The sequence below is a fragment of the Streptomyces sp. NPDC087263 genome, from assembly GCF_044744645.1.
Lineage (GTDB): Bacteria > Actinomycetota > Actinomycetes > Streptomycetales > Streptomycetaceae > Streptomyces.
On sequence record NZ_JBIUYT010000001.1, the window covers coordinates 1 to 24,640 of the forward strand.

Genomic DNA, 24,640 nt, shown 5'->3' on the forward strand with positions numbered 1-24,640 from the left:
CGGGTCTTCGCCGGCTCCGACAACATCCGTGACGCGTGGTGGCCGTACGGCACCGGGGACATGCTCGAACGCGCCACCGTCATCGGCCTCCAGGGTGAACTGATGACCGATCAGGAGCTTTTCCTCGCAGCGGACTTGGTGACGGAGAACGCCGCGGTGGCGCTCGGGCTGGCCGACTACGGGCTCGCCGTCGGCGCCCGTGCCGACCTGGTGGCGATCGCGGCCGGATCCGTCCCCGAGGCCGTCGCGGCGCACCCCGAGCGGCTGCTCGTCCTGCACGGCGGCCGGGTCGTCCTCGACCGCACGCCGCGGACCTGACCTTTCCTTTCTCGCCTTCCCCTCTTCCCCTCTTCCCCCTTCCATCCGTTGGCCGGGCCCCACCCCGGTCGGCGGACCCCGCACCCCCCCCCACCGCCGGATGGGATACGTTCCCCTGCGAAGGGCAGGTTCCGAGGACGGGAGCGCAATGACGACGATGGTCGATGTGGCCCAGCGCGCGGGTGTGTCCATCGCGACCGTCTCGCATGTACTGAACGACACGCGCCCCGTGCGGCCGGCCACCCGCCAGGCGGTGCTCGAGGCGATGGACGCGCTCGGATACACGCCGAACGGCCTCGCCCGTTCACTGGTCACCTCACGCACGCGGTCCGTCGGCCTCGCCGTGTCGGCGATCAGCAACCCGTACTTCACGGAAATCCTCCAAGGGGTCGAGGCCGGAGCCCTGGAGCACGGCTACGGCCTGCTCATCGCCGATCCGCACGACGACCCCGCACACGAGCGGAAGGTCGCCCAACTGCTGCACGAGCGCCGGGTCGACGGCATGATCATCGCGCCCTCGGCAAACCCGGGCGAACTGCTGGCCTACCTCGGAAAACACGACGTGCCGACCGTGTTCCTGGACCGGCTGGTCGACACGCCCGCAGACACCGTCTCCGACGGCCCTTCCAGCACCGCGACCGCCGCCTCCTTCCGCTTCGACCAGGTCTGCACCGAGAACGCCGAGCCCATGGCGGAGTTGGTGGCGCACCTGGCCGAGCTGGGCCACAGACGCATCGGACTGGTCGCGGGCCTGCCCGGACTCAGCACGACGACCGAGCGGATCACCGGCTACCGGCACGGCCTGGCGAACGCCGGACTCCCCTACGACGAGCGGCTCGTGGCACACGGCGATTCCCAGTCCGGCGCCGCCGAGCGCACCACCGGCGCGCTGCTGTCTCTCGCCGCACCGCCCACCGCGCTGGTCACCGGCAACAACGCCATGACGATCGGCGCACTGCGGGCGCTGCGCGAGCGAGGCCTGTCCGTGCCGGCCGACATGGCCCTGTGCTGCTTCGACGACTTCTCCTGGGCGGATCTGTTCACACCCCGGCTGACCGCGATCTCCCAGCCCAGCAAGGAGATCGGCGCCCGGGCCCTCAAACTGCTCCTGGAACGGCTGGCATCCCCGAGCCGCCCGGGCCGTACCGTCCGGCTGCCCGCCGCCCTCGTCCACCGCACCTCGTGCGGTTGCCCGGAGAAGTCCGGGAGGCCCAAGGGCCACACGACCTCCGGGCGTCCCGAGAGCCCCAAGAATCCCGAGAACCCCGAGAAAGGACCCGTGTCGTGATCGTCGTCGCCGGTGAGGCCCTGATCGATCTGGTGCCGCAGGGCGCGGGCGCGCTCGTCGGCCTGCAACCGGCGCTCGGCGGCGGGCCCTACAACACCGCGGTGGCGCTGGGCCGCCTCGGCTCCCCCACGGCCTTCTGCTCCCGGGTCTCGCACGACGCCTTCGGCGAGGCACTCCTGGACGGGCTTTCGCATGCGGGCGTCGAGGTGTCGTCCGTGCAGCGCGGAGCGGAGCCGACGACCCTCGCCGTCGCCTCGATCGACGCGGACGGCTCGGCCTCGTACTCCTTCTACGTCGAGGGCACGGCGGACCGCCTCTTCACGGCCCCGGCCCAACTCCCGGACGCGACAAGGGCGGTGTCCTTCGGCACCTGCTCGCTCGTCCTGGAGCCGGGCGCGAGCGCGTACGAGGAGCTGATGCGCGCCGCGGCCGCACGGGGCGTGTTCACCACCCTCGACCCGAACATCCGCGCAGGACTGATCCCCGACGCCGACGCCTACCGGGCCCGGTTCAAGAGCTGGCTCCCGTCGGTGTCACTCCTCAAGCTCTCCGAGGAGGACGCTCTGTGGCTCGGGGGCACCCCGCGCGAATGGCTGGCGTCCGGGCCGGCGGCCGTGGTGATCACGCACGGCGGCGACGGTCTGACGGCGTTCACCCGCGACGGCTCGGTACACCCCGTACCCGGCGAGGAGGTCGAGGTCGTGGACACCATCGGCGCCGGCGACACCGTGAACGCGGCGCTGCTGCACGGCCTGGCCACCCGCGACGCCCTGTCCCCGGCGGCCTTGGCGGAGCTGGGCCCCGAGGGCTGGACCGAGCTGCTGCGCTTCGCGGCCCGCGCGGCGGCGATCACCTGCTCACGAGCGGGCGCGGAACCGCCGTACGCGTCCGAACTCCACGCTCCCTGAACCCCCACCCATTGCTCTCTGACACCCGGTACTCCGTGAGGCCCAGCACTCCCTGGGACCCGCTACGCCCTGAGGTCCGGCCTCTCAGCCGCTGACGACCCGCAGCGCCCCCGGCTGCCGCCCGTTGAGCCGGTCCAGTGCGGTGGCCGTGGCGTCGTCGGCGGGAAGGTGTACGACCATGCGGAGGCCGTCGTCCGGTAGGGCGAGCGTTTCGTACGCCAGGAGCAGTGGGCCCGCCTCGGGGTGGGTGACCAGGTCGGTCCCGGCCCGCCGGGGCATGGCGGGTACGGCAGCGAGCCGGTCGGCGAAGGAGGCGCCCGCGGTGACCGTCAACTCGTCGGCCATGGCGGCGACATAGGGGTCCTGGAGCGACGCCTCGTTCCTGAGGTGCGCGACCTGTTCGTCGGCCACCCGGTCCCAGTCGGCGTAGGCGGCGCAGGCCCGCTCGTCGGTGAACACGTACCGGAGGATGTTGGGCTGCTTGCCATCGAGCACTCCCAGCGGTCCGGCGAGCCGTCGGTAGCCGGTGGTGTACGCGAGGATGTCGCCGATCCAGTTGATCAGCACCGCGGGTGCGGGCTCCAGCCGGTCCAGCATCGCCCGCACGGTCGGGCGCACCGTACGTGTGGGTTCCACCGCCGCGGCGCAGAACACGGCGCCGGGGCCTGCCTCTTTGACGAGCCGACGCAGCAGGACCCGCTCCGTCACGGGCAGACGCAGCGCGTCGGCGAGTACGCCCAGCACCTGCGGCGACGGGTGGTGGTCGCGGCCCTGTTCGAGCCGGGTGAGGTACTCGACGCTGATGCCCGCGAGCGTGGCAAGCTCGGCGCGGCGCAGCCCCGGGGTGCGACGGCGCGAACCGGTCGGCAGCCCGACCTCGTCGGGTGTGATCGCTTCACGGCGTGCGCGCAGGAAGGTGCCCAACTCGTTGTCGCTCACCGGTAGAACGTACAACGCGCGGGTCACCGGATCGTGGCCCTGTCACTACCACCATGAGCCCGGCCTCCCTCCCGCTCGCCGACCACCGCAGGCTGGAGCCATGACCTATGACAACTCCACCGCCACGCAAGCCACTTCGCTTCCGCTCGGATCGGGCGAGTGGGAGCTCGACACACTCCACTCGGCCGTCAACTTCACCATTCGCAACCTCGGGATCGCCAAGGTGCGCGGTCGTTTCGGTGAATGGACGGCCGGACTGTACGTCGGTGAGACGGCCGACGACGTGCGGGTGAGCGCCGAGATCGCTCTTGCCTCTATCGACACCGGGAACGCCGACCGCGACACGCACACCCGAGCGGCCGACCTGCTCGACGTAGAGAAGCGTCCGACGATGACGTTTCGCTCGACTCGGGTGTTCGCCGATGGCGAGGCCTGGGCGATGGAAGGGGACTTGACCATCGGGGACGTGACTCGTCCGACGACGCTGGCCGTCGAGTTCGGCGGAGTGGTGGAATCCCCCGTCGACAGTCGCAGGCACGCGGGGTTCGAGGCGACGGGCGAGATCCGGCGCAGCGACTACGGTCTGGACTTCGGGTCCGGGCTCCTCAGTGATGTTGTCAAGATTCAACTGGACATGCAGTTCGTCGAACCGCAGGGACAGGGCGGCTGACTGTGCAACGGACGGCGCCCCACGGGGAGTTCCCGTAGGGCGCCGCTTTTTCACTGACTTGTCAGGACTTGCCTGCCCGCGTGGTCTTCTTCGCGGGGGCCGCCTTCTTCGTGGCCGTCGTCTTCGTGACCGCCGCTGCCTTCTTGGCCGCCGTGTCGTTGACCGCCGTGTTGTTGACCGCCTTGGTGGCCGTCTTCTTGGCCGCCGCCTTGCGAGGGGCCTTCACCGCGGTCCCGTCGCTGATCCGGTCGGCCCCGAGGACCTCGCGCAGGAACTTGCCGGTGTGGCTGGCCGGAACGCCGGCGACCTCCTCGGGAGTGCCCTCGGCGATCACGAGTCCGCCGCCGTTGCCACCCTCGGGGCCCATGTCGACGACCCAGTCCGCCGTCTTGATGACGTCGAGGTTGTGCTCGATGACGATGACCGTGTTGCCCTTGTCGACAAGGCCGGAGAGCACCGTGATGAGCTTGCTGATGTCCTCGAAGTGCAGGCCGGTGGTCGGCTCGTCGAGCACGTAGACCGTGCGTCCCGTCGACCGCTTCTGGAGCTCGGAGGCCAGCTTCACCCGCTGTGCCTCACCGCCGGACAGCGTCGGCGCCGACTGGCCGAGCCGGACGTAGCCGAGACCGACGTCGTGGAGCGTCCTGAGGTGGCGGGCGATCGCGGGCACGGCCTCGAAGAAGCCGAGCGCCTCCTCGATCGGCATGTCGAGGACCTCGGAGATGGACTTGCCCTTGTAGTGGACCTCCAGGGTCTCCCGGTTGTAGCGCGCCCCGTGGCAGACCTCGCAGGGGACGTACACGTCCGGCAGGAAGTTCATCTCGATCTTGATGGTGCCGTCGCCGGAGCAGTTCTCGCAGCGGCCGCCCTTGACGTTGAAGGAGAAGCGGCCCGGCAGATAGCCCCGTACCTTCGCCTCGGTCGTCTCGGCGAACAGCCTGCGGACGTGGTCGAAGACTCCGGTGTACGTCGCCGGGTTGGAACGGGGCGTGCGGCCGATGGGCGACTGGTCGACGTGCACGACCTTGTCGACGAGGTCGTCGCCGTCCACGCGCGTGTGCCGCCCTGGAACGTTCCGCGCACCGTTGAGCTCGCGGGCCAGGTGCGTGTACAGGATGTCGTTGACCAGTGTCGACTTGCCGGAACCCGACACGCCGGTGACGGCGGTGAGGACACCGAGCGGGAAGGAGACGTCGATGTCCTGAAGGTTGTTCTCCCGGGCGCCGTGCACGGTGAGCCTGCGGCTCGGGTCGGCGGGGCGGCGGATGTCCGGGAGAGGAATCGCCTTCTTGCCCGACAGGTACTGCCCGGTGATCGAGTCGGGGTTGTTCAGCAGATCTTTCAAGGAGCCGCTGTGCACGACCTTGCCACCGTGCTCGCCCGCGCCGGGGCCGATGTCGACAACCCAGTCGGCGACCTTGATGGTGTCCTCGTCGTGCTCCACGACGATGAGCGTGTTGCCCATGTCGCGGAGCCTGACCAGAGTCTCGATCAGACGGTGGTTGTCGCGCTGGTGGAGGCCGATGGAGGGCTCGTCGAGGACGTACAGGACGCCCACGAGCCCGGAGCCGATCTGGGTGGCCAGCCTGATGCGCTGGGCCTCACCGCCGGAGAGGGTGCCGGCCGCCCGGTTCAGCGACAGGTAGTCCAGGCCGACGTCGACCAGGAAGCGCAGTCGTTCGTTGACCTCTTTCAGTACGCGCTCGGCGATCTGCTTGTCGCGCGCGTTGAGCTTCAGCTCGCCCAGGAAGTCCGCGCAGTCACTGATGGACATCGCGGCGACCTCGGCGATGGACTTCTCCATGACGGTGACCGCGAGAACGAGCGGCTTCAGGCGCGTGCCCTCGCAGGTGGGGCAGGGCACCTCGCGCATATAGCCCTCGAAGCGCTCACGGCTCGCGTCGCTCTCGGCCTCGCTGTGCCGCCGCTTCACGAAGGGGACAGCCCCTTCGAACGCGGTGGTGTACACCCGCTCGCGCCCGTACCGGTTGCGGTAGCGGACCTCGATCTGCGTCTTGTGGCCGTAGAGCAAGGCCTTCTTGGCGCGCTGCGGAAGACCTGCGAAGGGGATGTCGGTCCGGAATCCCAACGCGTCGGCGAGAGCACCGACCAGGCGGCCGAAGTAGTCCTTGGTGTGCCCGTGCGACCAGGGGTGGATGGCGCCCTCGTCGAGGGACTTGTCCTCGTCCGGGACGATCAGCTCGGCGTCGACCTCCATACGCGTACCGATACCGGTGCACTCGGGGCAGGCGCCGAAGGGCGAGTTGAAGGAGAAGGAGCGGGGCTCCAGCTCCTCGAAGGACAGGTCGTCGTAAGGGCAGTACAGGTGCTCCGAGTACATGCGCTCGCGCTCGGGGTCGTCGGCGGGGAGGTCGACGAAGTCGAGTACGACCATGCCCCCGGACAGGCCGAGGGCGGTCTCCACGGAGTCGGTCAGGCGGCGCTTGGCGCCGTCCTTCACCGTGAGGCGGTCGATGACCACCTCGATGGTGTGCTTCTCCTGCTTCTTCAGCGTGGGGGGCTCGGTGAGCTGGATCGTCTCGCCGTCGACCCGGGCCCGGCTGTACCCCTTGGTCTGGAGATCGGCGAAGAGGTCGACGAACTCGCCCTTGCGCTCGCGCACGAGCGGCGACAGGACCTGGAAGCGGCTCCCCTCCGGCAGCTCCAGGACCTTGTCGACGATGGCCTGCGGCGACTGGCGGGTGATGGGGCGGCCGCACTCGGGACAGTGCGGCTTGCCGATGCGCGCGAAGAGCAGGCGCAGGTAGTCGTAGACCTCGGTGATGGTGCCGACCGTCGAGCGCGGGTTGCGCGAGGTCGACTTCTGGTCGATGGAAACCGCTGGGGAGAGGCCTTCGATGAAGTCCACATCCGGCTTGTCCATCTGCCCGAGAAACTGCCGGGCGTACGAGGACAGCGACTCGACGTACCGGCGCTGCCCCTCGGCGAAGATCGTGTCGAAGGCGAGGGAGGACTTGCCCGACCCCGACAGGCCCGTGAAGACGATGAGCGAGTCGCGCGGAAGGTCGAGCGAGACATTCTTCAGGTTGTGCTCGCGCGCTCCACGGACGATGAGACGGTCGGCCACGCCGGTCCGCACCTTTCTTGTTTCTTGAGAGAAGTGACAGGGGCAGGGCCCCGTCGTTTTCAGACTAGGGGGAGCCACTGACAGCGCTGGGTCGGTTTCCCTGGTTCACAACAATCCCGGGCCATCCAGCATGCCCGACGCCGCACCCGAGCCTATAGCACGTGCATTCGATTTGAGGTGCTGGTCAACTGCCTTCACCCGAACGTGTGGCGGAGCTATCGTCGAGCCCATGAACGATCATGTGCGTGACCTGGCGTCTGTACGTGACGCAACCGAACGGCTGCTCACCGCAGCAGCCAAACTGGACAACGCTTCTGTGGCCGAGCCGACACGGCTTCCCGGCTGGAGCCGCGGTCATCTGCTCGCCCACATCGCCCGCAATGCGGACGCCCTCGTGAACGTCCTCGCCGGACGCCCCATGTACGCCTCCGGGGATGCCCGGGACTCCGACATCGAGCGAGACGCCCCGCGCCCGCTGAACGTGCAGCTCACAGACGTGCGGGAAAGCGGGGCGCGCTTTCAGGAGGCCGGGGCCGCGCCCGCGGACTGGTCCCGCACGGTGGAGCTGCGCAACGGAGTCACGGACTCCGCATCCCGGGTGCCGTTCCGGCGGTGGGCCGAGGTCGAGCTGCACCATGTGGATCTGGGGATCGGATACGAGCTGGAGGACGTCTCCGAGGAGTTCAGCCGGCGCGAGATCGACTTCCTCGCGGAACGTTTTCGGGGCCACCCCGGCGTACCCGCGTTCCTGGTCAAGGAGGACGACGGCCGTCTGATTCCCTCCGGCCGGCGCGAGGAGGAGCCGATCACCGTCACCGGCCGCCCGGCAGACCTGCTCGGCTGGTTCACCGGGCGCCGCGATGGTGCGGCGCTGACCACAGACGGCGGCCCGCTCCCCGTTCTCCCGCCGCTATAGGCTGCCGCCATGACGTACAGCGGAGCGGTGACGGTCGGCGGCCCTGCCGATGTGCACGAGTTGCAGGACCTGATGATCTCCAAGGTCGCGGTGGGCCCGATGAACAACAACGCCTACCTGCTGCGCTGCCGGACCACCGGCGAGCAGCTCCTGATCGACGCGGCCAACGACGCCTCGACCCTGCTCACGCTGATCGGTGACGACGGCATCGCGTCCGTCGCCACCACCCATCAGCACGGCGACCACTGGCAGGCGCTCGCGGAGGTCGTGGCGGCAACGGGCGCCCGCACGTACGCGGGCCGGGACGACGCCGACGGCATCCCGGTGCCGACCGATGTCCCGGTCCAGGACGGCGACCCGATCCGGGTGGGCCGTGTGGAACTCACCGCGCGCCATCTCGTGGGGCACACGCCGGGCTCGATCGCGCTCGTCTACGACGATCCGCACGGGCATCCCCATGTGTTCACGGGGGACTGTCTCTTCCCGGGCGGTGTGGGCAACACACACAAGGACCCAGCGGCGTTCGCCAGCCTCCTCCACGACGTCGAGACGAAGATCTTCGAGGTGCTGCCGGACGAGACCTGGGTCTACCCGGGCCATGGCAACGACACGACGCTGGGCGCGGAACGGCCACATCTGCCGGAGTGGCGCGCGCGGGGGTGGTGAACGCCCTGTTCCGTGGGGGCGTACACCGAGGTGCGCTCCCCGCGCACGTCCTGAAGCGTCTGCCCGCCCCCACGCGACCACCCCGCACGCGCCCCGTGTGAACCGAGCGCACGCGCCGGTGTCACGCGTGCGCTCCCGGCGCGCGCCCCGGTGCAGTCCACTGAAAGCAGCCCCGCGCAGGATGACGGCTCCGGCGCGGATGGGCCGCCGGCCTATCGATCCCCGCCCTCGGCCGGCGGCCCCGGCGAAGCATCTCAACAGGATGCTCGGCGGAGCTTTTGGGCACGTGTTCACAGGAATGCAACACCCGTTCCCAATATGCGGACAGTTGTCCTTGTGACCTGGACAAACAGGACGCCGCACTGTCACTCTCCCGCCATGCATCTCGCCCAGCGCGCCCTGCGCCGCACCGCGCCCGCCACCACCGTCGCCCTGCTCGCCGTCGTCGCCGTGGGCTGCGCCCCGCAGCCCGAGGACAACGCGGCCGCCTCGCCCTCCGCGAACACCTGCGACAAGGGCAAGTTGGCCACCGAGACATCCGGCAAGCTGACGATCGCGACCGACGAGCCCGCGTACGAACCGTGGTTCAAGGACGACAAGCCCGCCAACGGCGAGGGCTACGAGTCGGCGGTCGCGTACGCCGTGGCGAAGCAGCTGGGCTACGCGACGAGTGACGTCGTCTGGCAGAGCGTCCCCTTCAACAAGGCCTTCGCACCTGGTGAGAAGACCTTCGACTTCGACATCAACCAGGTGTCGATCAGCGCCGAGCGCAAGAAGGCCGTCGACTTCTCGTCCGGCTACTACGACGTCCGCCAGGCCGTCATCGCGCTGAAGGACTCCAAGGCGGCGAAGGCGACGAGCATCGCGGACCTCAAGGGCGTGAAGCTGGGCGCCCAGGTCGGCACCACCAGCCTCGACTACATCAACGACGTCGTGAAGCCGACCGAGGCCCCGGCCGCGTACGCGAAGAACGACCAGGCCAAGTCCGCGCTGAAGAACGGGCAGGTCGACGCGATCGTGGTCGACCTGCCGACCGCCTTCTACATCACCGCGGCCGAGGTGACGGACGCGAAGATCGTCGGACAGTTCGAGAACAGCGGTGGCACCCCTGAGCAGTTCGGGCTCGTCCTCGACAAGGGCAGCGCGCTGACCTCGTGCGTGACCGCCGCGGTGGACGCCCTGCGCGAGAACGGCACACTGGCCTCGATCGAGAAGCAGTGGCTGTCCGACGCCGTCGACGCTCCGGTACTCAAGTGACGGTCGTGAAGGACGCGCCCGGCAGTGACTCCGGCGAAGGAGACATGCGAGAGGCGTACGTCCCGTCGCAGCGGCGGATCGAGCGGGAGCGCTACAAGCGCACCCGTTCCCGCCGTGCGACGGCGATCGCCGCGCTCTCCACCCTGATCACCGGCGTAGTCCTCTACTTCGTCGTCGTCAGCGCACCGGGCTGGCCGCGCACCAAGGAGACGTTCTTCAACGGGCAGTACGCGCGCGAGGCGTTCCCCAAAGTCCTCGAAGGGCTGTGGCTCAACGTCCGGCTGCTCCTGATCTGCGGTGCCGCGGTGCTCGTCCTCGGCATGCTGATCGCCATCGCCCGCACCCTGCGCGGCCCGGTCTTCTTCCCGCTGCGGGCGCTGGCCGCCGCGTACACCGACTTCTTCCGCGGCCTCCCGCTGATCATCAACCTGATGATCGTGGTGCTGGGCGTCCCCGCGCTGCGGCTCCAGGGCGTCACGGTGGACCCGATCCTCCTGGGCGGCACGGCGCTCACGCTCACGTACTCGGCGTACGTCGCCGAGGTGTTCCGCGCCGGCATCGAGTCCGTCCACCCCTCCCAACGCGCCGCGGCCCGCTCGCTCGGCCTCACCAACCGGCAGTCCCTGCGGTACGTCGTACTCCCCCAGGCCGTACGCCGTCAGGTGCCGCCCCTCCTCAACGACCTGGTGTCCCTCCAGAAGGACACCGGACTCGTCTCGATCGGCGGGGCGGTGGACGCGGTGCGCGCCGCGGACATCATCGTGGGCCGCAGCCTCAACTACACGCCGTACATCGTCGCGGGACTGGTCTTCGTCGCCCTGACCATCCCGATGACCCGCTTCACTGACTGGGTCACCGCCCGGATGGACCGTCAGCGGGCGCAGGGAGGGACCATATGACCATCGCTCCGGTACTGCGCATGGAGTCCGTCCGCAAGACCTTCGGCGAGTCCGTCGTGCTGCGGGACGTCGACCTCGATGTCGCCCCGCACACGGTGACCGCGCTGATCGGCGCCTCCGGATCGGGCAAATCCACCCTGCTTCGCTGCGCCAACCTCCTTGAGGACATCGACGACGGCGCGATCTGGCTGGACGACGAGGAGATCACCCACCCGCGGGCCGACCAGGACGCGGTACGCCGCCGGATCGGCGTGGTCTTCCAGGCGTACAACCTCTTTCCGCACATGACCGTCCTGGAGAACATCACCCTCGCCCCGCGCCGCGTGCACGGCGTGAGCCGCGCGGAGGCGGAGGCGCACGCCCGTGAGCTGCTCGACCGGCTCGGGCTCGGCGCCAAGGCGGGCGAGTACCCGGACCGGCTGAGCGGCGGCCAGCAGCAACGGGCGGCGATCGTCCGCGCGTTGGCCGTACGTCCCCGGCTGCTGCTCCTGGACGAGATCACCGCCGCCCTCGACCCGGAACTCGTGGGCGAAGTCCTCAGCGTCGTCCGGGATCTGAAGGACGACGGCATGACCATGGTCCTCGCCACGCACGAGATGGGCTTCGCCCGCGAGGTCGCGGACCAGGTCTGTTTTCTGGACGGCGGCGTGGTACTTGAGCGCGGCACGGCCGAGGAGATCTTCGAGAACCCGCAACAGGAGCGGACACAGCGCTTTCTGCGGCGCATCGTGGAGGCGGGACGGCTCTGACACCGGCGGCACCGCGAGACACCGGCGGCACCGCGACGCAGAGCCCCGGCTCCATACCCTCAGGCCTCCGCGTGCCCCGTCCGCGCGAGGGCCGCGACCCGCTCCACCGCGAACGCGTACCCCTGCACCCCACACCCCGCGATCACTCCGTCGGCGCGGAGGGAGACGTACGAATGATGCCGGAACTCCTCACGCTGGTGGATGTTGGAGATGTGGACCTCCACCACTGGAAGGCCGTCACAGGTGTTGAGCGCATCCAGGATCGCGACGGAGGTGTGTGAGTAGGCGGCCGGGTTGATCACGATCCCGGCGTGGTTCAGGCGCGCCTCGTGGATCCAGTCCACCAACTCGCCCTCGTGGTTGGACTGCCGGAAGTCGATCGTGCCGCCGTGCGTGGCCGCCGCCTTGGCGCACAGGGCCTCGACGTCGGCGAGCGTGTCCGAGCCGTAGATCTCCGGCTGGCGCTGCCCGAGAAGGTTCAGGTTCGGCCCGTTGAGGATCATGATCGGGGCGTTGGCGAGTGTGCGGGGCACAGTTCCTCCGGTCCTTCCAGATACGCCGGCCCGTCGAGGGCCGCTGCTCAGACCCGGTTTATCACGGTGCGCTCGGCCGGCACGGCCTCATACCCTTCCGCCATGACGACGCCCTCATACCCTCCCAAGCCCTCGCCGGGCGACCGGATCGCGGTCGTCTCGCCCTCCTCCGGACTCCCCGGGCTCCTTCCGCTTCCCTACGAGCTGGGTCTGGAGAGGTTGCGCAAGGAGTACGGCCTCGAACCGGTCGAGTATCCGGCGACCCGGAAGATGGGCTCGACGCCGCAGGAGCGGGCCGACGACCTCCACGCGGCGTTCGCCGACCCGACGGTCAGGGCCGTCATCTCCTCCATCGGCGGTGACGACCAGATCACCGTGCTGCCGCTCCTCGACCGGGAGTTGATCCGCGCCAACCCGAAGCCGTTCTTCGGGTACAGCGACAACACGTGCCTCCTCGCGTATTTGTGGAACGCCGGAATCGTCGGCTACCACGGCGGATCGGTGATGTGCGAGTTCGGCCGCCCCGGCGCGATGGACCCGCTGACCGCCGAGTCGCTGCGGGCCGCGCTGTTCACCTCCGGGCCGTACGAGCTGCGCCCCGCCGAGCGCTTCGGTGAGGTCAACAGCCCCTGGGAGGATCCGGCGACCTTCGATTCCGAGCCGCCGACGGAACCGGGCGACGGCTGGACCTGGCACCGCCCGGATCGCGTGGTCGAGGGCCGCTCCTGGGGAGGCAACGTCGAGATCCTCTCCTGGCTGCTGATGGCCGACCGCGAGATCGCCCGCGATCCCTCCGTGTACGACGGTCATGTGCTGTTCCTGGAGACCTCGGAGGACATGCCGAGGGCCGGCGACGTCTTCTGGATTCTGCGCAGCATGGGCGAGCGCGGCCTGCTGCGACGTTTCCCCGCGCTCCTGATGGGCCGCCCCAAGGCATGGTCGTTCGAACAGCCCAACGACGCCGACGCCAGAGCCCGTTACGTACGGGAGCAGCACGAGGCGGTGCTCCGAGCCGTCGATATATATGCGCCCAACATGCTGGTCGTCCTCGATGTGGACTTCGGTCACACCGATCCGCAGATCGTCATCCCCTATGGGGGCACGATCCGTGTGGACGGCCCAGCCCGGCGCATCACGGTCACCTACTGACCTGGAACAAGCCCCCGCACGCCCCCGTAACCGCCGATCACCGTGGGTAGTTGACGCGGCATGCACGACGTACACACAGTGAAGAAACCGTCCATGCTCCGCCTCGCGGCCGCTTCCCTCGCCGGGACGGCCATCGAGTTCTACGACTTCTTCGTCTACGGCACCGCGGCCGCGCTGGTTCTCGGGCCGTTGTTCTTCCCGACGTTCTCTCCGCTGGCGGGGACGCTGGCGGCCTTCGCGACGTTCGGCGTCGGCTTCGTCGCCCGTCCGCTCGGCTCGGTGCTCTTCGGGCACATCGGGGACCGGCGCGGCCGGCGGCCGGTCCTCATCGCCTCACTGCTGCTGACCGGCGCGGCGACTGTGGCTGTCGGCTGCGTACCGACGTACGACACGATCGGTGTGGCCGCCCCCTTGCTCCTCCTGATGCTGCGTTTTCTGCAGGGGCTCGGGCTCGGTGGGGAGTGGGGCGGAGCGGTACTGCTCACCGCCGAGCACGCGCCCGCCGAGCGGCGCGGGCTGTGGTCGAGCTTCCCGCAGATCGGTCCCTCTCTGGGGTTCGTGCTGGCCAACGGCGTGATGCTGGTGCTGTCGGCGACACTCTCCGACGCTCAGTTCGCGGCGTGGGGGTGGCGGGTGCCGTTCTGGGCGGCGGGGGTGCTGGCGGCGGCTGGGCTGTGGCTGCGCAGCTCGCTCGTGGAGAGCCCGCAGTTCCTGGAAATGAGGGACCCCGCGCGCGTGCCGATCGCCGAGGTGGTGCGCGATCACTGGCGGCTGGTGCTGCTGACGGCCGGCGGCCTCGCGGTCGGCTACGCGGTGTTCTACGCGGTGACGACCTGGGCGCTCGCCTACGGCGTCGAACGGCTCGGCGTGAGCCGTACCGTCATGTTGGCCTGCATCATGGCCGCCGTGGTGGTGAAGGGCTCCCTGACGCCCCTGATGGCCATGCTCGGCGACCGCTACGGGCGGCGCCCCCTGTGCCTGGTGGGCTGCGCGGGCGCCGCGCTGTGGATGTTCCCGATGATCGCGCTGCTGTCGACCGGCGAACCCCTGCTGATGTTCCTCGGCTTCCTGGTGGCGCTGATCTCTTTCATCACGATGTTCGCCGTGATCGCCGCGTATCTGCCGGAGTTGTACGAGCCCCGGGTGCGCTGCACCGGCGCGGCGGTGGGCTACAACCTGGGCGGGGTCCTCGGGGGCGCGCTCACCCCGATCGTGGCGACGGCGGTGGCTCAGGGGGAAGGGGTTCCCTGGGGTGTGGCCGCCTATCTGACAGGGATCGCGCTGCTCAGCCTGGGGTGCTTCGCACTGCTGCCAGAGACACGGCCGGTGCCCCGGCTGACGGTCGTACCCGCCCCGGAGTGACCGACCACTGCGGTGCGCGACGCTAGGCGACGCACCCTAGGGATTGATCGCCAGCTCCAGGTACGCCGCGAACAGCACCAGATGGACGCCACCCTGTAGTGGCGTGGCGCGCCCGGGAACCACCGTCAGGGCGCTGACCACCACGGTCAGCGCGAGCAGCACCATGTGGGTGGAGCCGAGGCCGAGCACCAGCGGTCCGGAGAGCCAGACGGACGCGAGAGCGACGGCGGGGATCGTGAGGCCGATACTGGCCATCGCCGAGCCGAGTGCCAGGTTCAGGCTGGTCTGCACGCGGTCACGGCGGGCCGCCCGCAGTGCGGCGATGGTCTCGGGGAGCAGCACGAGCAGCGCGATGATCACACCGACCACGGCGGCCGGCATACCGGCTGCTTCGACCCCGGACTCGATGGTCGGCGACACACCCTTGGCGAGACCGACCACGCCGACGAGGGCCACGGCGAGCAGCCCCAGGCTGATGCGGGTCGTACGGGCGGACGGGGCGTCGGCGTGGTCGTCCACGTCGATGACCTTGCCCTGTCGGGTGATCGGCAGGAAGTAGTCGCGGTGGCGCATGGTCTGGGTCGTCACGAAGAGGCCGTACAGGATCAGCGAGGCCAGGGCGGCGAAGGTGAGCTGGGCCGTGGAGAACTCCGGGCCCGGCTTGCTGGTGGTGAACGTCGGGAACACCAGGCTGAGCGTGGCCAGCGTCGCGACGGTCGCGAGGGCGGCCCCGGTACCCTCCGCGTTGAAGACCGCCAGTCCGTGGCGCAGTGAGGCGACGAGCAGGCACACCCCGACTATGCCGTTGCAGGTGATCATCACGGCCGCGAACACGGTGTCGCGGGCGAGTGTCGAGCTCTTGTCGCCGCCGTCCGCCATCAAGGTGACGATCAGGGCGACCTCGATGATCGTGACGGCGACGGCGAGGACGAGTGAACCGAAGGGTTCGCCGACCCGGTGGGCGATCACTTCGGCATGGTGCACGGCGGCCAGCACGGCTCCGGCGAGAACCACCGTGACCAGCGCGACAACCGCGCCGGGCAGATCACGCCCCCAGGTGAAGGCCAGCAGGACCAGGGCGATCACGGGCACCACGGACGTCCACTGCGTCAGGAGTGACCGCAATCGATCGAGCATGCAGTGATCCTTTCAGGCGGACAGGGGCCCCGCATTCCGGTGACGCGGGGCCCGGGATCGAGCCTCTACTTCAGCTCGGTCGTTTCCCGTACATCGCAGTCGGTGAAGGAGGGTGGCCTGGTACACAGCGCGGCCAGCTGCTCCGCCAGCCTGGACGTCTCGGGGTCGTTGCTGTTGCGCACGGCGTCCTCGTGCGACTCGAACTCCATCAGTACGAGATAGCGGCCCGGCGTACTGCGGTCCTGGAGGACGAGACGGTGCGTGGGACCGCCGGTGCGACTCGCGGCGCCTTGGGCCGCCTGCTCGACCAGCTCCCGCATCTCCGCGATGCGCTCGGTCTCGAAGTCGATGATCTGCACGAACTTCATGGGTGCCTCCACCCGGCCGTGGCGTCCCCGGGCTGAGGAGCGCTCAGGACCCAAGCAAGCACCGGGAGCGGTACCCGGCAACCGGCCGGGCACCGCTCCAGGAGTGATTGTTTCTACGGCTGGCGCGGCTGGCGCGGCCGGCGTGGTCAGACGTCGATGCTGTCCTTCGGCGCGCTCTCGGCCGCTTTCTGCGCCGCCTGCTTCTTGGAGGCGATGAGGCTGGTGATCGTCGTGACGACCAGCACCCCGCAGATCACGCCGAGCGAGACCGGAATGGAGATCTCGGGGACATGGACGCCCGACTCGTGCAGCGCGTGCAGCACCAGCTTGACGCCGATGAAGCCGAGGATCACCGACAGGCCGTAGCTGAGATGGACCAGCTTCCTGAGCAGGCCGCCGATGAGGAAGTACAGCTGGCGTAGACCCATCAGCGCGAACGCGTTGGCCGTGAAGACGATGTACGGGTCCTGGGTCAGGCCGAAGATCGCGGGGATCGAGTCGAGCGCGAAGAGCACGTCGGTGGTGCCGATCGCGAGCATCACGACCAGCATCGGCGTCATGACGCGCTTGCCGTTCTGCTGGATCCACAGCTTGGTGCCGTGGTAGCGGTCGGCCACGCCGAAGCGTCGCTCGGCGGCCTTGAGCAGCCGGTTCTCCTCGAACTCGTCGCCCTCGTCGTCCGCCCGGGCCTCCTGGATCAGCTTCCAGGCGGTGTAGATGAGGAAGGCCCCGAAGATGTAGAAGACCCACGCGAAGTTCGCGAGGACCGCGGCACCGGCGGCGATGAATATCGCGCGCAGTACGAGGGCTATGAGCACACCGACGAGGAGCACTCGCTGTTGATACTGCGTGGGCACCGCGAACTTCGCCATGATCAGGACGAAGACGAAGAGGTTGTCGACGCTCAGCGACTTCTCGGTGATGAAGCCGGCGAAGAACTCTCCGGCGGGCTGGCCGCCGGAGAAGACGAGCAGCCCGAGTCCGAACAGTGCGGCCAGAGCGATCCAGACGACCGTCCAGATTCCGGCTTCCTTGATCGATACGTCGTGCGGCTTGCGTCCGATGAAGAAGTCGATGGCGATGAGGGCGGCAAGGCCCGCGATCGTCAGGACCCATAGGGTCACGGAAACATCCACTGCGCCTCCGGCAGTTCGTAACGGCAAATTTCAGCGTCGTCGCTGCTGGAGGTCTCTTCCACCCGTGGCGGCCGGGACGCACGATGCGTCCGGTGCCTGCGGGCCGACGCCCCGGGATCTGGCCTGATCCGTATTGACGGGTACGCCGCAATTGGTAGGGAGTACTCCCCTCCGTACGGAAAACAGTACCCGAATCACCAAGGAAAGGTAAAGGGCTTGGTAAAAGAAAGTACAAATCCGCTGGTCAGGAGACTTTGCCTGCGCTTGATACAACCGCTGGAAGCCTCAGCGGTTCCAGGAGCGGCGGGCTTCCGTGACCTGCGTGAGCACCTGGTCGAGCACCTGACTCCCCGGTGGGACAAGCCCTGGGTCGTACGTCCAGGCATGCCCGACCCAGGGGTCGGCGAGGTGGTCGTCGGGCACCGGGGTGAGTCGCAACAGCGATCGCCAGAGCGGGTCGAGCAACGGCCCATAGGCCTCGGCGTCCTCCCGGTCGGCCACCATCATCAGGTGGACGCCGACAGCCGGCCCCTCGTCGGCGAGATAGCGAAGCTGGGTCACGGCACGGTCGTCGAAGCCGTGCGGGAAGTCGTTGACGATCAACAGCTGTTCGGCGGTGTCGAGGTCCGGGGGCAGTGAGTCGGCCACTCCGCCGCGCACCGCCATCCCCACCAGGTCGACTCGCTGGGTGAGGCGGGCCAGGACGTCGGCCACCCCCGCCGCGCCGACGGCGGGCGCGCTGTCGAGCACCCCGGACCGCACCAGCGGCGCGAGAGACGAGGCAGCCGAACCGGCCGGATCTATGACGTGCACGGTGAACTCACCCGCCGGATGGATGGCGAGCAGGCGCCCGGCATGCGACACCGCCGTGTCCACGGCGAGGCGACGGAGTTCGTCGGAGTCGGCGAGTGAGTCGCTGAGGCCGGCGCGACCGCTGTCGATCCACAGGCCGCGCTCCAACGGCAGCCGGACCAGCATCGGAATGCCCAGACTGTCGCTCTCGGGGAGTCGGAGGTCGCCCAGACGCACGGCCATCGGTACCTCCATGGGCACCCGATAGCCGTGCCAGACCGGATTGTCCCAGCGCGCGAACGCCGCGGGCAGCGCGGGCTCGACGACATCGGACTCGGCACGGAGCTGCGCGAGGTCCCGGTCGAGGGCCGCCCGTGCCTGGTCGACCAGCTGGGCGTGCTTGGCCTGAGCCGCCTCGCGCGCGGCGTCGCCCTGCCCGCCGATCCGGCTGCGCGGGTCGGACAGGACCTTGTCGAGCTCCTGCTCCATACGCGAGTCGGCGAAATCGACGGCGCTGCGATAGGCGGCGGTGGTGCGGGCCAGGTCCTCGAACATCCCCCACACCTGGTTGTAGAGCCGCTCCTCCATGGACCAGCCGGTCGCGTCGCCCGCGACGGGCAGTGCGGGCTGCCCGGGCGGAGTCGGGGGTGCGGTCGGCGGGGGCGGGGGCGGCGCCGCGTTCTGCCGACCGGGGTGGCTGTAGTCGACCGGACCGCCGACGCCGGCCGCGGACGCCTGCGTGGCGGCAGAAGGGTCGGCCTGCGCCGGGCCCGCGGGGTAGTCCGTCTGCGGCGCTGTGGCGCCCTGCGCGCCGGACGCGTCGTACGGGGACTGCGGCGGCGATACGTTCCCGGGAGTGCCCTGGGGCGGTGCCGCGTACGGCTGGTCCCCTCCCGTCGCCGAGGTGGCCGCCTGTCGTGAGCGGTCCGCGTCGGGCGTACGGGACGGGGGCGGGGCCACCGAGCGGGCCAGGCCCTGGACCACCGCCTCGTTGATACTGCTCGCGAGCTGCTGCGCCTCGGGCAGGCCCTGGTCGGTGAGGAGTTCGGCGAGACCGCCGGCGTATCCCTGACCGACCGCACGGACCTTCCACACGCCCTGCCTGCGGTAGAGCTCCAGGGCGACGACGGCCGACTCGGCATCGAGGCCGGTGACGGTGTAGCTGGCGACCTCGGAGCCGTCGAGGCCGGTGACCGCGACGAAGGGGGCGGCGACGGCTCCGAACCGGACCGGGCCGCCGACCCCGGACGGCAACGCGAGCAGCACACTCACCCGGTGCACGGCCTCCGACAGGGCGTCCAGGTCGAAGGCGAGGCGATGGTCGGCCGCGGCCTGCCGGGAGACCTCGAGTCCGGGCAGGGTGGGTGCGCCCGGGTGGGCCACCCACTCGACACCGCGGACCCTGCCCTGCTCGTCGCTGAGCGTGGCCCCGGCCACGATCGGCTTGCCTGCCGAAACGCGGACCTCAAGACGGACCTGGGAGAGCGGGTGGTTCTGCCCCCGGACCAGCTCGGCCGTCATCGCCTTGTCCCCCTACGTCGCTTCGTGTGCCGCTCGCCGGACTGCCTACAGCTGCGGCAGGATCGCGGGCATCAGGTCCTGGAACGTGCGCCCGTTGGCAGGCGTGCCGATGGCCGTCATCTGCCAGCCCGCGCCCGCCCGGTGCACCTTCGCCATGATCTGGGCCGTGTACTGCCCACCGCCTGCCAGCGTGTAGCGGGCGAGCTCCTGTCCGTTGGTCTCGTCGACCAGCCGGCAGAACGCGTTCTGCACCTCCTGGAACGTCTGGCCCGTGAAGGAGTTCACGGTGAAGACGATCTGGTCGATGTGGACCGGGATGCGCTGCAGATCGACAAGGATCGACTCGTCGTCGCCGCCCTGGCCCGCACCGCCGACGAGGTTGTCACCGGTGTGCCGCACGGAGCCGTCGTCGCTGACGAGGTGGCGGAAGAACACGACGTCGACGGGCTGCTTGTCGGCGAACAGCACGGCGGAGGCGTCGAGGTCGATCTCCCGGGTGCGCGAGCCGAACAGGCCGCGCCTGGGGGCCGCCTGCCAGCCGAGCCCCATCCGCACCGCGGTGAGGGTCCCCCCGTCCTTCTTCTGCAGACTGATGGCCTGACCCTTGGTCAGATTGACGCCAGGCCCACCGGGCGTGCTGCCCTTGGATACGTCGACCACGCGCTGATCCCCTCTCAAAGTCCCCTGTTTCCGCGGAGTCCGCGGATGACCAGAACCCTACGCAGCGGCACTGACAGTGCCGAACCCTGGGGCGCACTTTGTGTCGGTCTTGCAACACAGTGCGTATCGGAGGAGGTCGGCACCGGCAGAAGGGCGTCAGGCGAGTCCCCCCTCCTTCATCTGCCGCAGCTCCTTCTTCATCTCGGAGACCTCGTCCCGCAGCCGGGCCGCGATCTCGAACTGGAGGTCGGCAGCGGCGGCGCGCATCCGCGCCGTCATGTCCTCGATCTGCCCGGCGAGTTCGGCCGCGGGGCGGTCGGTCGGAACCGTCTCCTTGTTCTTGCCCTTGGCGGACCTGGCCGCCTTGCCACCTAGCGCGGGCACCGGGGTCTTGCCGCCCTTGCCGTCATTCCCCTTGCGGTAGCCCGAGCCGAGCAGCTGCTCCGTGTCGACGTCCTCGCGGGCGATCTGGGCCACGATGTCGTTGATCTTCTTGCGGAGAGGCTGCGGGTCGATGCCCCTCTCCTTGTTGTAGGCGACCTGCTTCTCCCGGCGGCGGTTGGTCTCGTCGATGGCCTTCTCCATCGCCGGGGTGATCTTGTCGGCGTACATATGGACCTGCCCGGAGACATTGCGCGCCGCCCGGCCGATGGTCTGGATGAGGGAGGTGCCCGATCGCAGGAACCCCTCCTTGTCGGCGTCGAGGATCGACACCAGGGAGACCTCGGGCAGGTCGAGGCCCTCACGGAGGAGGTTGATGCCGACCAGGACGTCGTACTCACCCGCGCGCAGCTCCCGCAGCAGTTCGACGCGGCGCAGGGTGTCGACGTCGCTGTGCAGGTAACGCACCTGGATGCCGAGCTCCAGGAAGTAGTCGGTGAGGTCCTCGGCCATCTTCTTGGTGAGCGTGGTGACCAGGACGCGCTCGTCCTTCTCGGTGCGCTTGCGGATCTCGTGCACCAGGTCGTCGATCTGACCCTCGGTGGGCTTGACGATGACCTCGGGGTCGATGAGGCCGGTGGGGCGGATGATCTGCTCGACGAAGCCGTCGCCCCGCGAGAGTTCGTACTTCCCCGGGGTCGCCGACAGATAGACGGTCTGCCCGATGCGCTTCTGGAACTCCTCCCACTTCAGGGGGCGGTTGTCCAGCGCGGAGGGCAGCCGGAAGCCGTGGTCCACGAGGGTGCGCTTGCGGGAGGCGTCGCCCTCGTACATGGCGCCGATCTGCGGGACCGTGACGTGCGACTCGTCGAGGACGAGCAGGAAGTCGTCCGGGAAGTAGTCGATCAGCGTGTTCGGCGCGGTGCCGGGCTCGCGGCCGTCGAAGTGCATCGAGTAGTTCTCGACGCCGGAGCAGGAGCCGATCTGGCGGAGCATCTCCAGGTCGTACGTCGTGCGCATGCGCAGGCGCTGGGCCTCCAGGAGCTTGCTCTGCTTCTCCAGCTCGGCGAGGCGCTCCACCAGCTCCTTCTCGATGTCGTTGGCGGCACGCTCCAGTCGCTCGGGGCCCGCGATGTAGTGGGACGCCGGGAAGATGTGCAGCGAGGTGTCGTCGCTGATGACCTCGCCGGTGAGCGGGTGAAGTGTGGAGAGGGCCTCGATCTCGTCGCCGAACATCTCGATGCGGACGGCCAGCTCCTCGTAGACCGGGAAGATCTCGATGGTGTCGCCGCGGACCCGGAAGGTGCCCCGCGCGAAGGCCACGTCGTTGCGCGTGTACTGGATGTCCACGAAGCGGCGCAGCAGGTCGTCCCGGTCGATCTCGTCGCCGACCTTGAGCTGGACCATCCGGTCCACGTACTCCTGGGGAGTACCGAGGCCGTAGATGCAGGAGACCGAGGCGACCACGATGACGTCACGGCGGGTGAGCAGCGAGTTGGTCGCGGAGTGGCGCAGGCGCTCCACCTCCTCGTTGACCGAGGAGTCCTTCTCGATGTAGGTGTCCGACTGCGGGACGTAGGCCTCGGGCTGGTAGTAGTCGTAGTACGAGACGAAGTACTCGACGGCGTTGTTCGGCAGCAGCTCGCGGAACTCGTTGGCCAGCTGGGCGGCCAGGGTCTTGTTCGGCGCCATGACGAGCGTGGGGCGCTGGAGCTTCTCGATCATCCACGCGGTGGTGGCGGACTTGCCGGTGCCGGTCGCGCCCAGCAGGACGACATCCTTCTCACCTGCGCGGATGCGCTTTTCCAGCTCGGCGATGGCCGCAGGCTGGTCACCGCTCGGCTGGTAGGAGCTGACGACCTCGAAGGGCGCCACCGAACGTTCGATCTTGGATACGGGCCGCATGGAATCAACCGTACGACCCCGCACTGACAACGGGGCAGGATCACCAGCTCTGCCGGGTGCGGGACCTGCGCCTTCCACGGTCGTGGCCCGAGTGGAGCCGCGGACGGTGTCCGGGGTGCGGGACGGCCGGGTGGGCGGGGACGCCCGGCCTGTTCTCCACGGGTTTCCGGTCGGGCTTCCCCATCACCATCAGCGGGTCGAACATCACGACGACACCCGCCAGGCAGAGGAAGACCATCGGTCCGATCAGCATGGGTGCGAGCAGGGCGGCGGGCGAGTCCCCGGCGGGGGTGCCGGACGCGTTGTGCAGATGGACGCTGAGGGCGGCCATGCCCGTGTAGTGCATACCGCTGACGGCGAGCCCCATGACGAGGCTGGCGCCCACGCTCCAGAGGAATCCGCGGACCTGTCCCGCGGCCCACAGAGCGGTGGTGGCGGCGACGACGGCTATGACGACGGAAGCGGTGACGGTGAGCGTGTTGTACTCGAGGTTCCCGTTGACGCGCATGCCGGCCATGCCCAGGTAGTGCATCGAGGCGACTCCCAGGCCGGTGATGGTGCCCCCGGTGAAGAGCGCCGTTCCGGTGGCTCCCCGGTAGCCGACGATGAAGATCCCGACGCCGACCATCACGATGGCCACGCCCAGGCTCGCGAACGTCAGCGGCTTGTCGTAGCGGACCGGGGTCTCCTCGATCGTGAACCCCATCATCGCGATGAAGTGCATGGTCCATATGCCCGAGCCGATCGCGGCCGAGCCGAGTGCGAGCCAGCCCGCGCGCCAGGAGTGGGCGACAAGCATCGATCTGGTGGCGCAGCGCAGCCCCAGCGCTCCCCCAAGGCAGGCCATGAGAAAGGCCACCACAGGTGTGACGAATCCGTAGCTGAAGTCGTCGACCGTGCCCTGCATACGCGGCTGCCCTTCCCGCCCTGTTGCGTCCGGAAATCCACCGATTGCCCCCACCCTCGGGACCGCGAGAACGGTCAGGGTTGAGGCAGAGAGTATGACTCCCACCAGAACGGTCGAACGGTTTTCCCGCAAAGAATTACGGCCCCACCCCACTTGTGCGGCGCCGGTGTGCGGACTTGGGCAACTCCGTTCATTTTGTGGTTGTCCTGCGCCCTTCCGCGCCGCGGGCGTTGTCAGTGGTGCGCCGTACGGTGGAACGCATGAACAGCCACGGACAGTACGAGCAGCAGGTCGTGTGGGTGGTCGTCGGCACGGACATCGGTCCGCTACTGCTGGCGGCGACGCACGACGGCCTGGTGAACGTCGTGTTCCACGCCACGGACGCGGTGCGCGACAAGGCGCTCGACCGGCTCGCGTCACGTCTGGGCAGTGAGCCCGTCGAGGCACCCGACTCCCCACTCCTGGCCGAGGCGATACAGCAGATGACGGCCTACTTCGCCGGTGAGCTGCGCGACTTCGAGCTGCCGCTGGACTGGTCGCTGATCTCCGGGTTCAACCGCCAGGTGCTGCGCGAGCTGGCGTCCGGCGTTCCGTACGGCGCGGTCGTGGGCTACGGCGACCTGGCCGGGCGAGTCGGCCAGCCGCGCGCGGCGCAGGCCGTGGGCGTGGCCATGGGCTCGAACCCGCTGCCGGTCGTCGTGCCGTGCCACCGGGTCGTCGAGAGCAACGGCGGCATAGGCGGCTTCGGCGGCGGGCTGGAGACCAAGCGGAAGCTTCTCGCGCTGGAAGGAGTGCTTCCGGAGCCGCTGTTCTGATCACCCGTGTCTCCGGGGTCGCTGTTCTGATCACCCGGTGTCTCCGGGGTCGCTCTCGTGACCGCCCAGTGCCTCCGGAGCCGCCGTTTTGGCCACCCAGTGTTTTCAGAGCCCCTTCTCTGACCGCCCGATGCTTCCGCGTCCGCCGTTCTGGCCACTCTCGGTGAGCCGCCGCGTGACTCATCGATGAGACGCGCTCCGGCTCCTCGGGGTGTCGCCTCGGCCAGACCGCAACGGGCCGGCCGGCATCCCTTCGGGCCGGTCGTCCAGGCCGGC

At 69.1% G+C, this 24,640-nt stretch carries 22 protein-coding genes; 12 read left to right on the forward strand and 10 right to left on the reverse strand.

Features of this window, described 5'->3' with window-relative positions; all coding sequences use genetic code 11:
• From ACIPC1_RS00005 to ACIPC1_RS00015, 3 genes are all read left to right on the forward strand, one after another.
• On the forward strand, positions 1–318 hold a 318-nt coding region (locus ACIPC1_RS00005), incomplete at its 5' end, for an amidohydrolase family protein (RefSeq protein ID WP_402511880.1).
• 148 nt (positions 319–466) lie between these two features.
• Positions 467–1,606 carry a LacI family DNA-binding transcriptional regulator gene (locus tag ACIPC1_RS00010; protein WP_402511881.1) on the forward strand — a complete coding sequence of 380 codons (1,140 nt, stop codon included), beginning with the start codon at positions 467–469 and terminating at the stop codon, positions 1,604–1,606.
• On the forward strand, positions 1,603–2,514 hold the full coding sequence (locus ACIPC1_RS00015; protein WP_402511882.1) for a carbohydrate kinase: 912 nt from the start codon (positions 1,603–1,605) through the stop codon (positions 2,512–2,514). The genes ACIPC1_RS00010 and ACIPC1_RS00015 overlap by 4 nt, the downstream gene beginning before the upstream one ends.
• A gap of 84 nt (positions 2,515–2,598) precedes the next feature.
• On the opposite strand, the gene ACIPC1_RS00020 is transcribed toward ACIPC1_RS00015, so the two are convergent.
• Positions 2,599–3,453 carry a helix-turn-helix transcriptional regulator gene (locus ACIPC1_RS00020; protein WP_402511883.1) on the reverse strand — a complete coding sequence of 285 codons (855 nt, stop codon included), beginning with the start codon at positions 3,451–3,453 and terminating at the stop codon, positions 2,599–2,601.
• A gap of 100 nt (positions 3,454–3,553) precedes the next feature.
• Here ACIPC1_RS00020 and ACIPC1_RS00025 point away from each other — a divergent pair, with 100 nt between their 5' ends.
• Positions 3,554–4,123 carry a YceI family protein gene (locus tag ACIPC1_RS00025; RefSeq protein WP_402511884.1) on the forward strand — a complete coding sequence of 190 codons (570 nt, stop codon included), beginning with the start codon at positions 3,554–3,556 and terminating at the stop codon, positions 4,121–4,123.
• Positions 4,124–4,184: 61 nt separating this feature from the next.
• Here ACIPC1_RS00025 and uvrA read toward each other — a convergent pair whose 3' ends face one another.
• Positions 4,185–7,211, reverse strand: coding sequence for an excinuclease ABC subunit UvrA (uvrA, locus tag ACIPC1_RS00030; protein ID WP_402511885.1), 3,027 nt, complete (start codon positions 7,209–7,211; stop codon positions 4,185–4,187).
• Positions 7,212–7,440: 229 nt separating this feature from the next.
• On the opposite strand from uvrA, the gene ACIPC1_RS00035 reads away from it, so the two are divergent.
• The 5 genes from ACIPC1_RS00035 (at position 7,441) to ACIPC1_RS00055 (ending at position 11,698) form a co-directional block, all read left to right on the forward strand.
• Positions 7,441–8,127 (forward strand): maleylpyruvate isomerase family mycothiol-dependent enzyme, encoded by a 687-nt coding sequence (locus tag ACIPC1_RS00035; RefSeq protein ID WP_402511886.1) that lies wholly within the window; start codon positions 7,441–7,443, stop codon positions 8,125–8,127.
• Between the two features lie 9 nt (positions 8,128–8,136).
• Positions 8,137–8,793 carry an MBL fold metallo-hydrolase gene (locus ACIPC1_RS00040; protein ID WP_402511888.1) on the forward strand — a complete coding sequence of 219 codons (657 nt, stop codon included), beginning with the start codon at positions 8,137–8,139 and terminating at the stop codon, positions 8,791–8,793.
• A gap of 378 nt (positions 8,794–9,171) precedes the next feature.
• Positions 9,172–10,050, forward strand: coding sequence for an ABC transporter substrate-binding protein (locus ACIPC1_RS00045; protein ID WP_402511889.1), 879 nt, complete (start codon positions 9,172–9,174; stop codon positions 10,048–10,050).
• Complete coding sequence (locus ACIPC1_RS00050; RefSeq protein ID WP_402511891.1) at positions 10,047–10,949, forward strand: amino acid ABC transporter permease; 903 nt, start codon at positions 10,047–10,049, stop codon at positions 10,947–10,949. Before ACIPC1_RS00045 ends, ACIPC1_RS00050 begins: the two co-directional genes overlap by 4 nt.
• Positions 10,946–11,698, forward strand: a complete 753-nt coding sequence (locus ACIPC1_RS00055) for an amino acid ABC transporter ATP-binding protein (protein ID WP_402511892.1) — start codon at positions 10,946–10,948, stop codon at positions 11,696–11,698. Before ACIPC1_RS00050 ends, ACIPC1_RS00055 begins: the two co-directional genes overlap by 4 nt.
• Before the next feature lie 59 nt (positions 11,699–11,757).
• On the opposite strand, the gene aroQ is transcribed toward ACIPC1_RS00055, so the two are convergent.
• Positions 11,758–12,231: a type II 3-dehydroquinate dehydratase gene (gene aroQ / locus ACIPC1_RS00060; protein WP_402511893.1), complete on the reverse strand. Its 474-nt coding sequence runs from the start codon at positions 12,229–12,231 to the stop codon at positions 11,758–11,760.
• Between the two features lie 102 nt (positions 12,232–12,333).
• On the opposite strand from aroQ, the gene ACIPC1_RS00065 reads away from it, so the two are divergent.
• Together ACIPC1_RS00065 and ACIPC1_RS00070 are read left to right on the forward strand one after the other, a co-directional pair.
• A complete protein-coding gene (locus tag ACIPC1_RS00065; protein ID WP_402511894.1) occupies positions 12,334–13,380 on the forward strand; it encodes a S66 peptidase family protein in 1,047 nt (348 codons plus the stop codon).
• A gap of 93 nt (positions 13,381–13,473) precedes the next feature.
• Positions 13,474–14,742, forward strand: coding sequence for an MFS transporter (locus ACIPC1_RS00070; protein ID WP_402511895.1), 1,269 nt, complete (start codon positions 13,474–13,476; stop codon positions 14,740–14,742).
• 36 nt (positions 14,743–14,778) lie between these two features.
• Here the strand turns inward: ACIPC1_RS00070 and ACIPC1_RS00075 are convergent, their stop codons facing one another.
• The 7 genes from ACIPC1_RS00075 to ACIPC1_RS00105 form a co-directional block, all read right to left on the reverse strand.
• A complete protein-coding gene (locus tag ACIPC1_RS00075) occupies positions 14,779–15,879 on the reverse strand; it encodes a calcium:proton antiporter (protein WP_402511896.1) in 1,101 nt (366 codons plus the stop codon).
• 65 nt (positions 15,880–15,944) lie between these two features.
• Positions 15,945–16,247, reverse strand: a complete 303-nt coding sequence (locus ACIPC1_RS00080) for a hypothetical protein (RefSeq protein WP_402511898.1) — start codon at positions 16,245–16,247, stop codon at positions 15,945–15,947.
• A 146-nt stretch (positions 16,248–16,393) separates the two neighbouring features.
• Positions 16,394–17,383: a TerC family protein gene (locus ACIPC1_RS00085; protein ID WP_384381740.1), complete on the reverse strand. Its 990-nt coding sequence runs from the start codon at positions 17,381–17,383 to the stop codon at positions 16,394–16,396.
• A 285-nt stretch (positions 17,384–17,668) separates the two neighbouring features.
• The gene (locus ACIPC1_RS00090; RefSeq protein WP_402511899.1) at positions 17,669–19,696 is read right to left on the reverse strand and encodes a TerD family protein; all 2,028 of its coding nucleotides are present in this window, start codon (positions 19,694–19,696) and stop codon (positions 17,669–17,671) included.
• Between the two features lie 45 nt (positions 19,697–19,741).
• Positions 19,742–20,308: a TerD family protein gene (locus ACIPC1_RS00095; protein WP_365428467.1), complete on the reverse strand. Its 567-nt coding sequence runs from the start codon at positions 20,306–20,308 to the stop codon at positions 19,742–19,744.
• A 204-nt stretch (positions 20,309–20,512) separates the two neighbouring features.
• A complete protein-coding gene (gene uvrB / locus ACIPC1_RS00100) occupies positions 20,513–22,642 on the reverse strand; it encodes an excinuclease ABC subunit UvrB (RefSeq protein ID WP_402511900.1) in 2,130 nt (709 codons plus the stop codon).
• Positions 22,643–22,682: 40 nt separating this feature from the next.
• On the reverse strand, positions 22,683–23,549 hold the full coding sequence (locus ACIPC1_RS00105) for an MHYT domain-containing protein (protein WP_402511901.1): 867 nt from the start codon (positions 23,547–23,549) through the stop codon (positions 22,683–22,685).
• Between the two features lie 260 nt (positions 23,550–23,809).
• On the opposite strand from ACIPC1_RS00105, the gene ACIPC1_RS00110 reads away from it, so the two are divergent.
• Positions 23,810–24,364, forward strand: coding sequence for a methylated-DNA--[protein]-cysteine S-methyltransferase (locus ACIPC1_RS00110; protein WP_402511903.1), 555 nt, complete (start codon positions 23,810–23,812; stop codon positions 24,362–24,364).
• Positions 24,365–24,640: the final 276 nt, after the last annotated feature.

Bases quoted from the DNA above. Each gene is read 5' to 3' on its own strand.
- ACIPC1_RS00105 (WP_402511901.1), bottom strand. From the start codon at position 23,549: ATGCAGGGCACGGTCGACGACTTCAGCTACGGATTCGTCACACCTGTG.
- ACIPC1_RS00010 (WP_402511881.1), top strand. From the start codon at position 467: ATGACGACGATGGTCGATGTGGCCCAGCGCGCGGGTGTGTCCATCGCG.
- ACIPC1_RS00080 (WP_402511898.1), bottom strand. From the start codon at position 16,247: ATGAAGTTCGTGCAGATCATCGACTTCGAGACCGAGCGCATCGCGGAG.
- ACIPC1_RS00075 (WP_402511896.1), bottom strand. From the start codon at position 15,879: ATGCTCGATCGATTGCGGTCACTCCTGACGCAGTGGACGTCCGTGGTG.
- ACIPC1_RS00040 (WP_402511888.1), top strand. From the start codon at position 8,137: ATGACGTACAGCGGAGCGGTGACGGTCGGCGGCCCTGCCGATGTGCAC.
- ACIPC1_RS00045 (WP_402511889.1), top strand. From the start codon at position 9,172: ATGCATCTCGCCCAGCGCGCCCTGCGCCGCACCGCGCCCGCCACCACC.
- ACIPC1_RS00025 (WP_402511884.1), top strand. From the start codon at position 3,554: ATGACCTATGACAACTCCACCGCCACGCAAGCCACTTCGCTTCCGCTC.
- ACIPC1_RS00110 (WP_402511903.1), top strand. From the start codon at position 23,810: ATGAACAGCCACGGACAGTACGAGCAGCAGGTCGTGTGGGTGGTCGTC.
- ACIPC1_RS00065 (WP_402511894.1), top strand. From the start codon at position 12,334: ATGACGACGCCCTCATACCCTCCCAAGCCCTCGCCGGGCGACCGGATC.
- ACIPC1_RS00055 (WP_402511892.1), top strand. From the start codon at position 10,946: ATGACCATCGCTCCGGTACTGCGCATGGAGTCCGTCCGCAAGACCTTC.
- ACIPC1_RS00070 (WP_402511895.1), top strand. From the start codon at position 13,474: ATGCTCCGCCTCGCGGCCGCTTCCCTCGCCGGGACGGCCATCGAGTTC.
- ACIPC1_RS00035 (WP_402511886.1), top strand. From the start codon at position 7,441: ATGAACGATCATGTGCGTGACCTGGCGTCTGTACGTGACGCAACCGAA.
- uvrB (WP_402511900.1), bottom strand. From the start codon at position 22,642: ATGCGGCCCGTATCCAAGATCGAACGTTCGGTGGCGCCCTTCGAGGTC.
- ACIPC1_RS00090 (WP_402511899.1), bottom strand. From the start codon at position 19,696: ATGACGGCCGAGCTGGTCCGGGGGCAGAACCACCCGCTCTCCCAGGTC.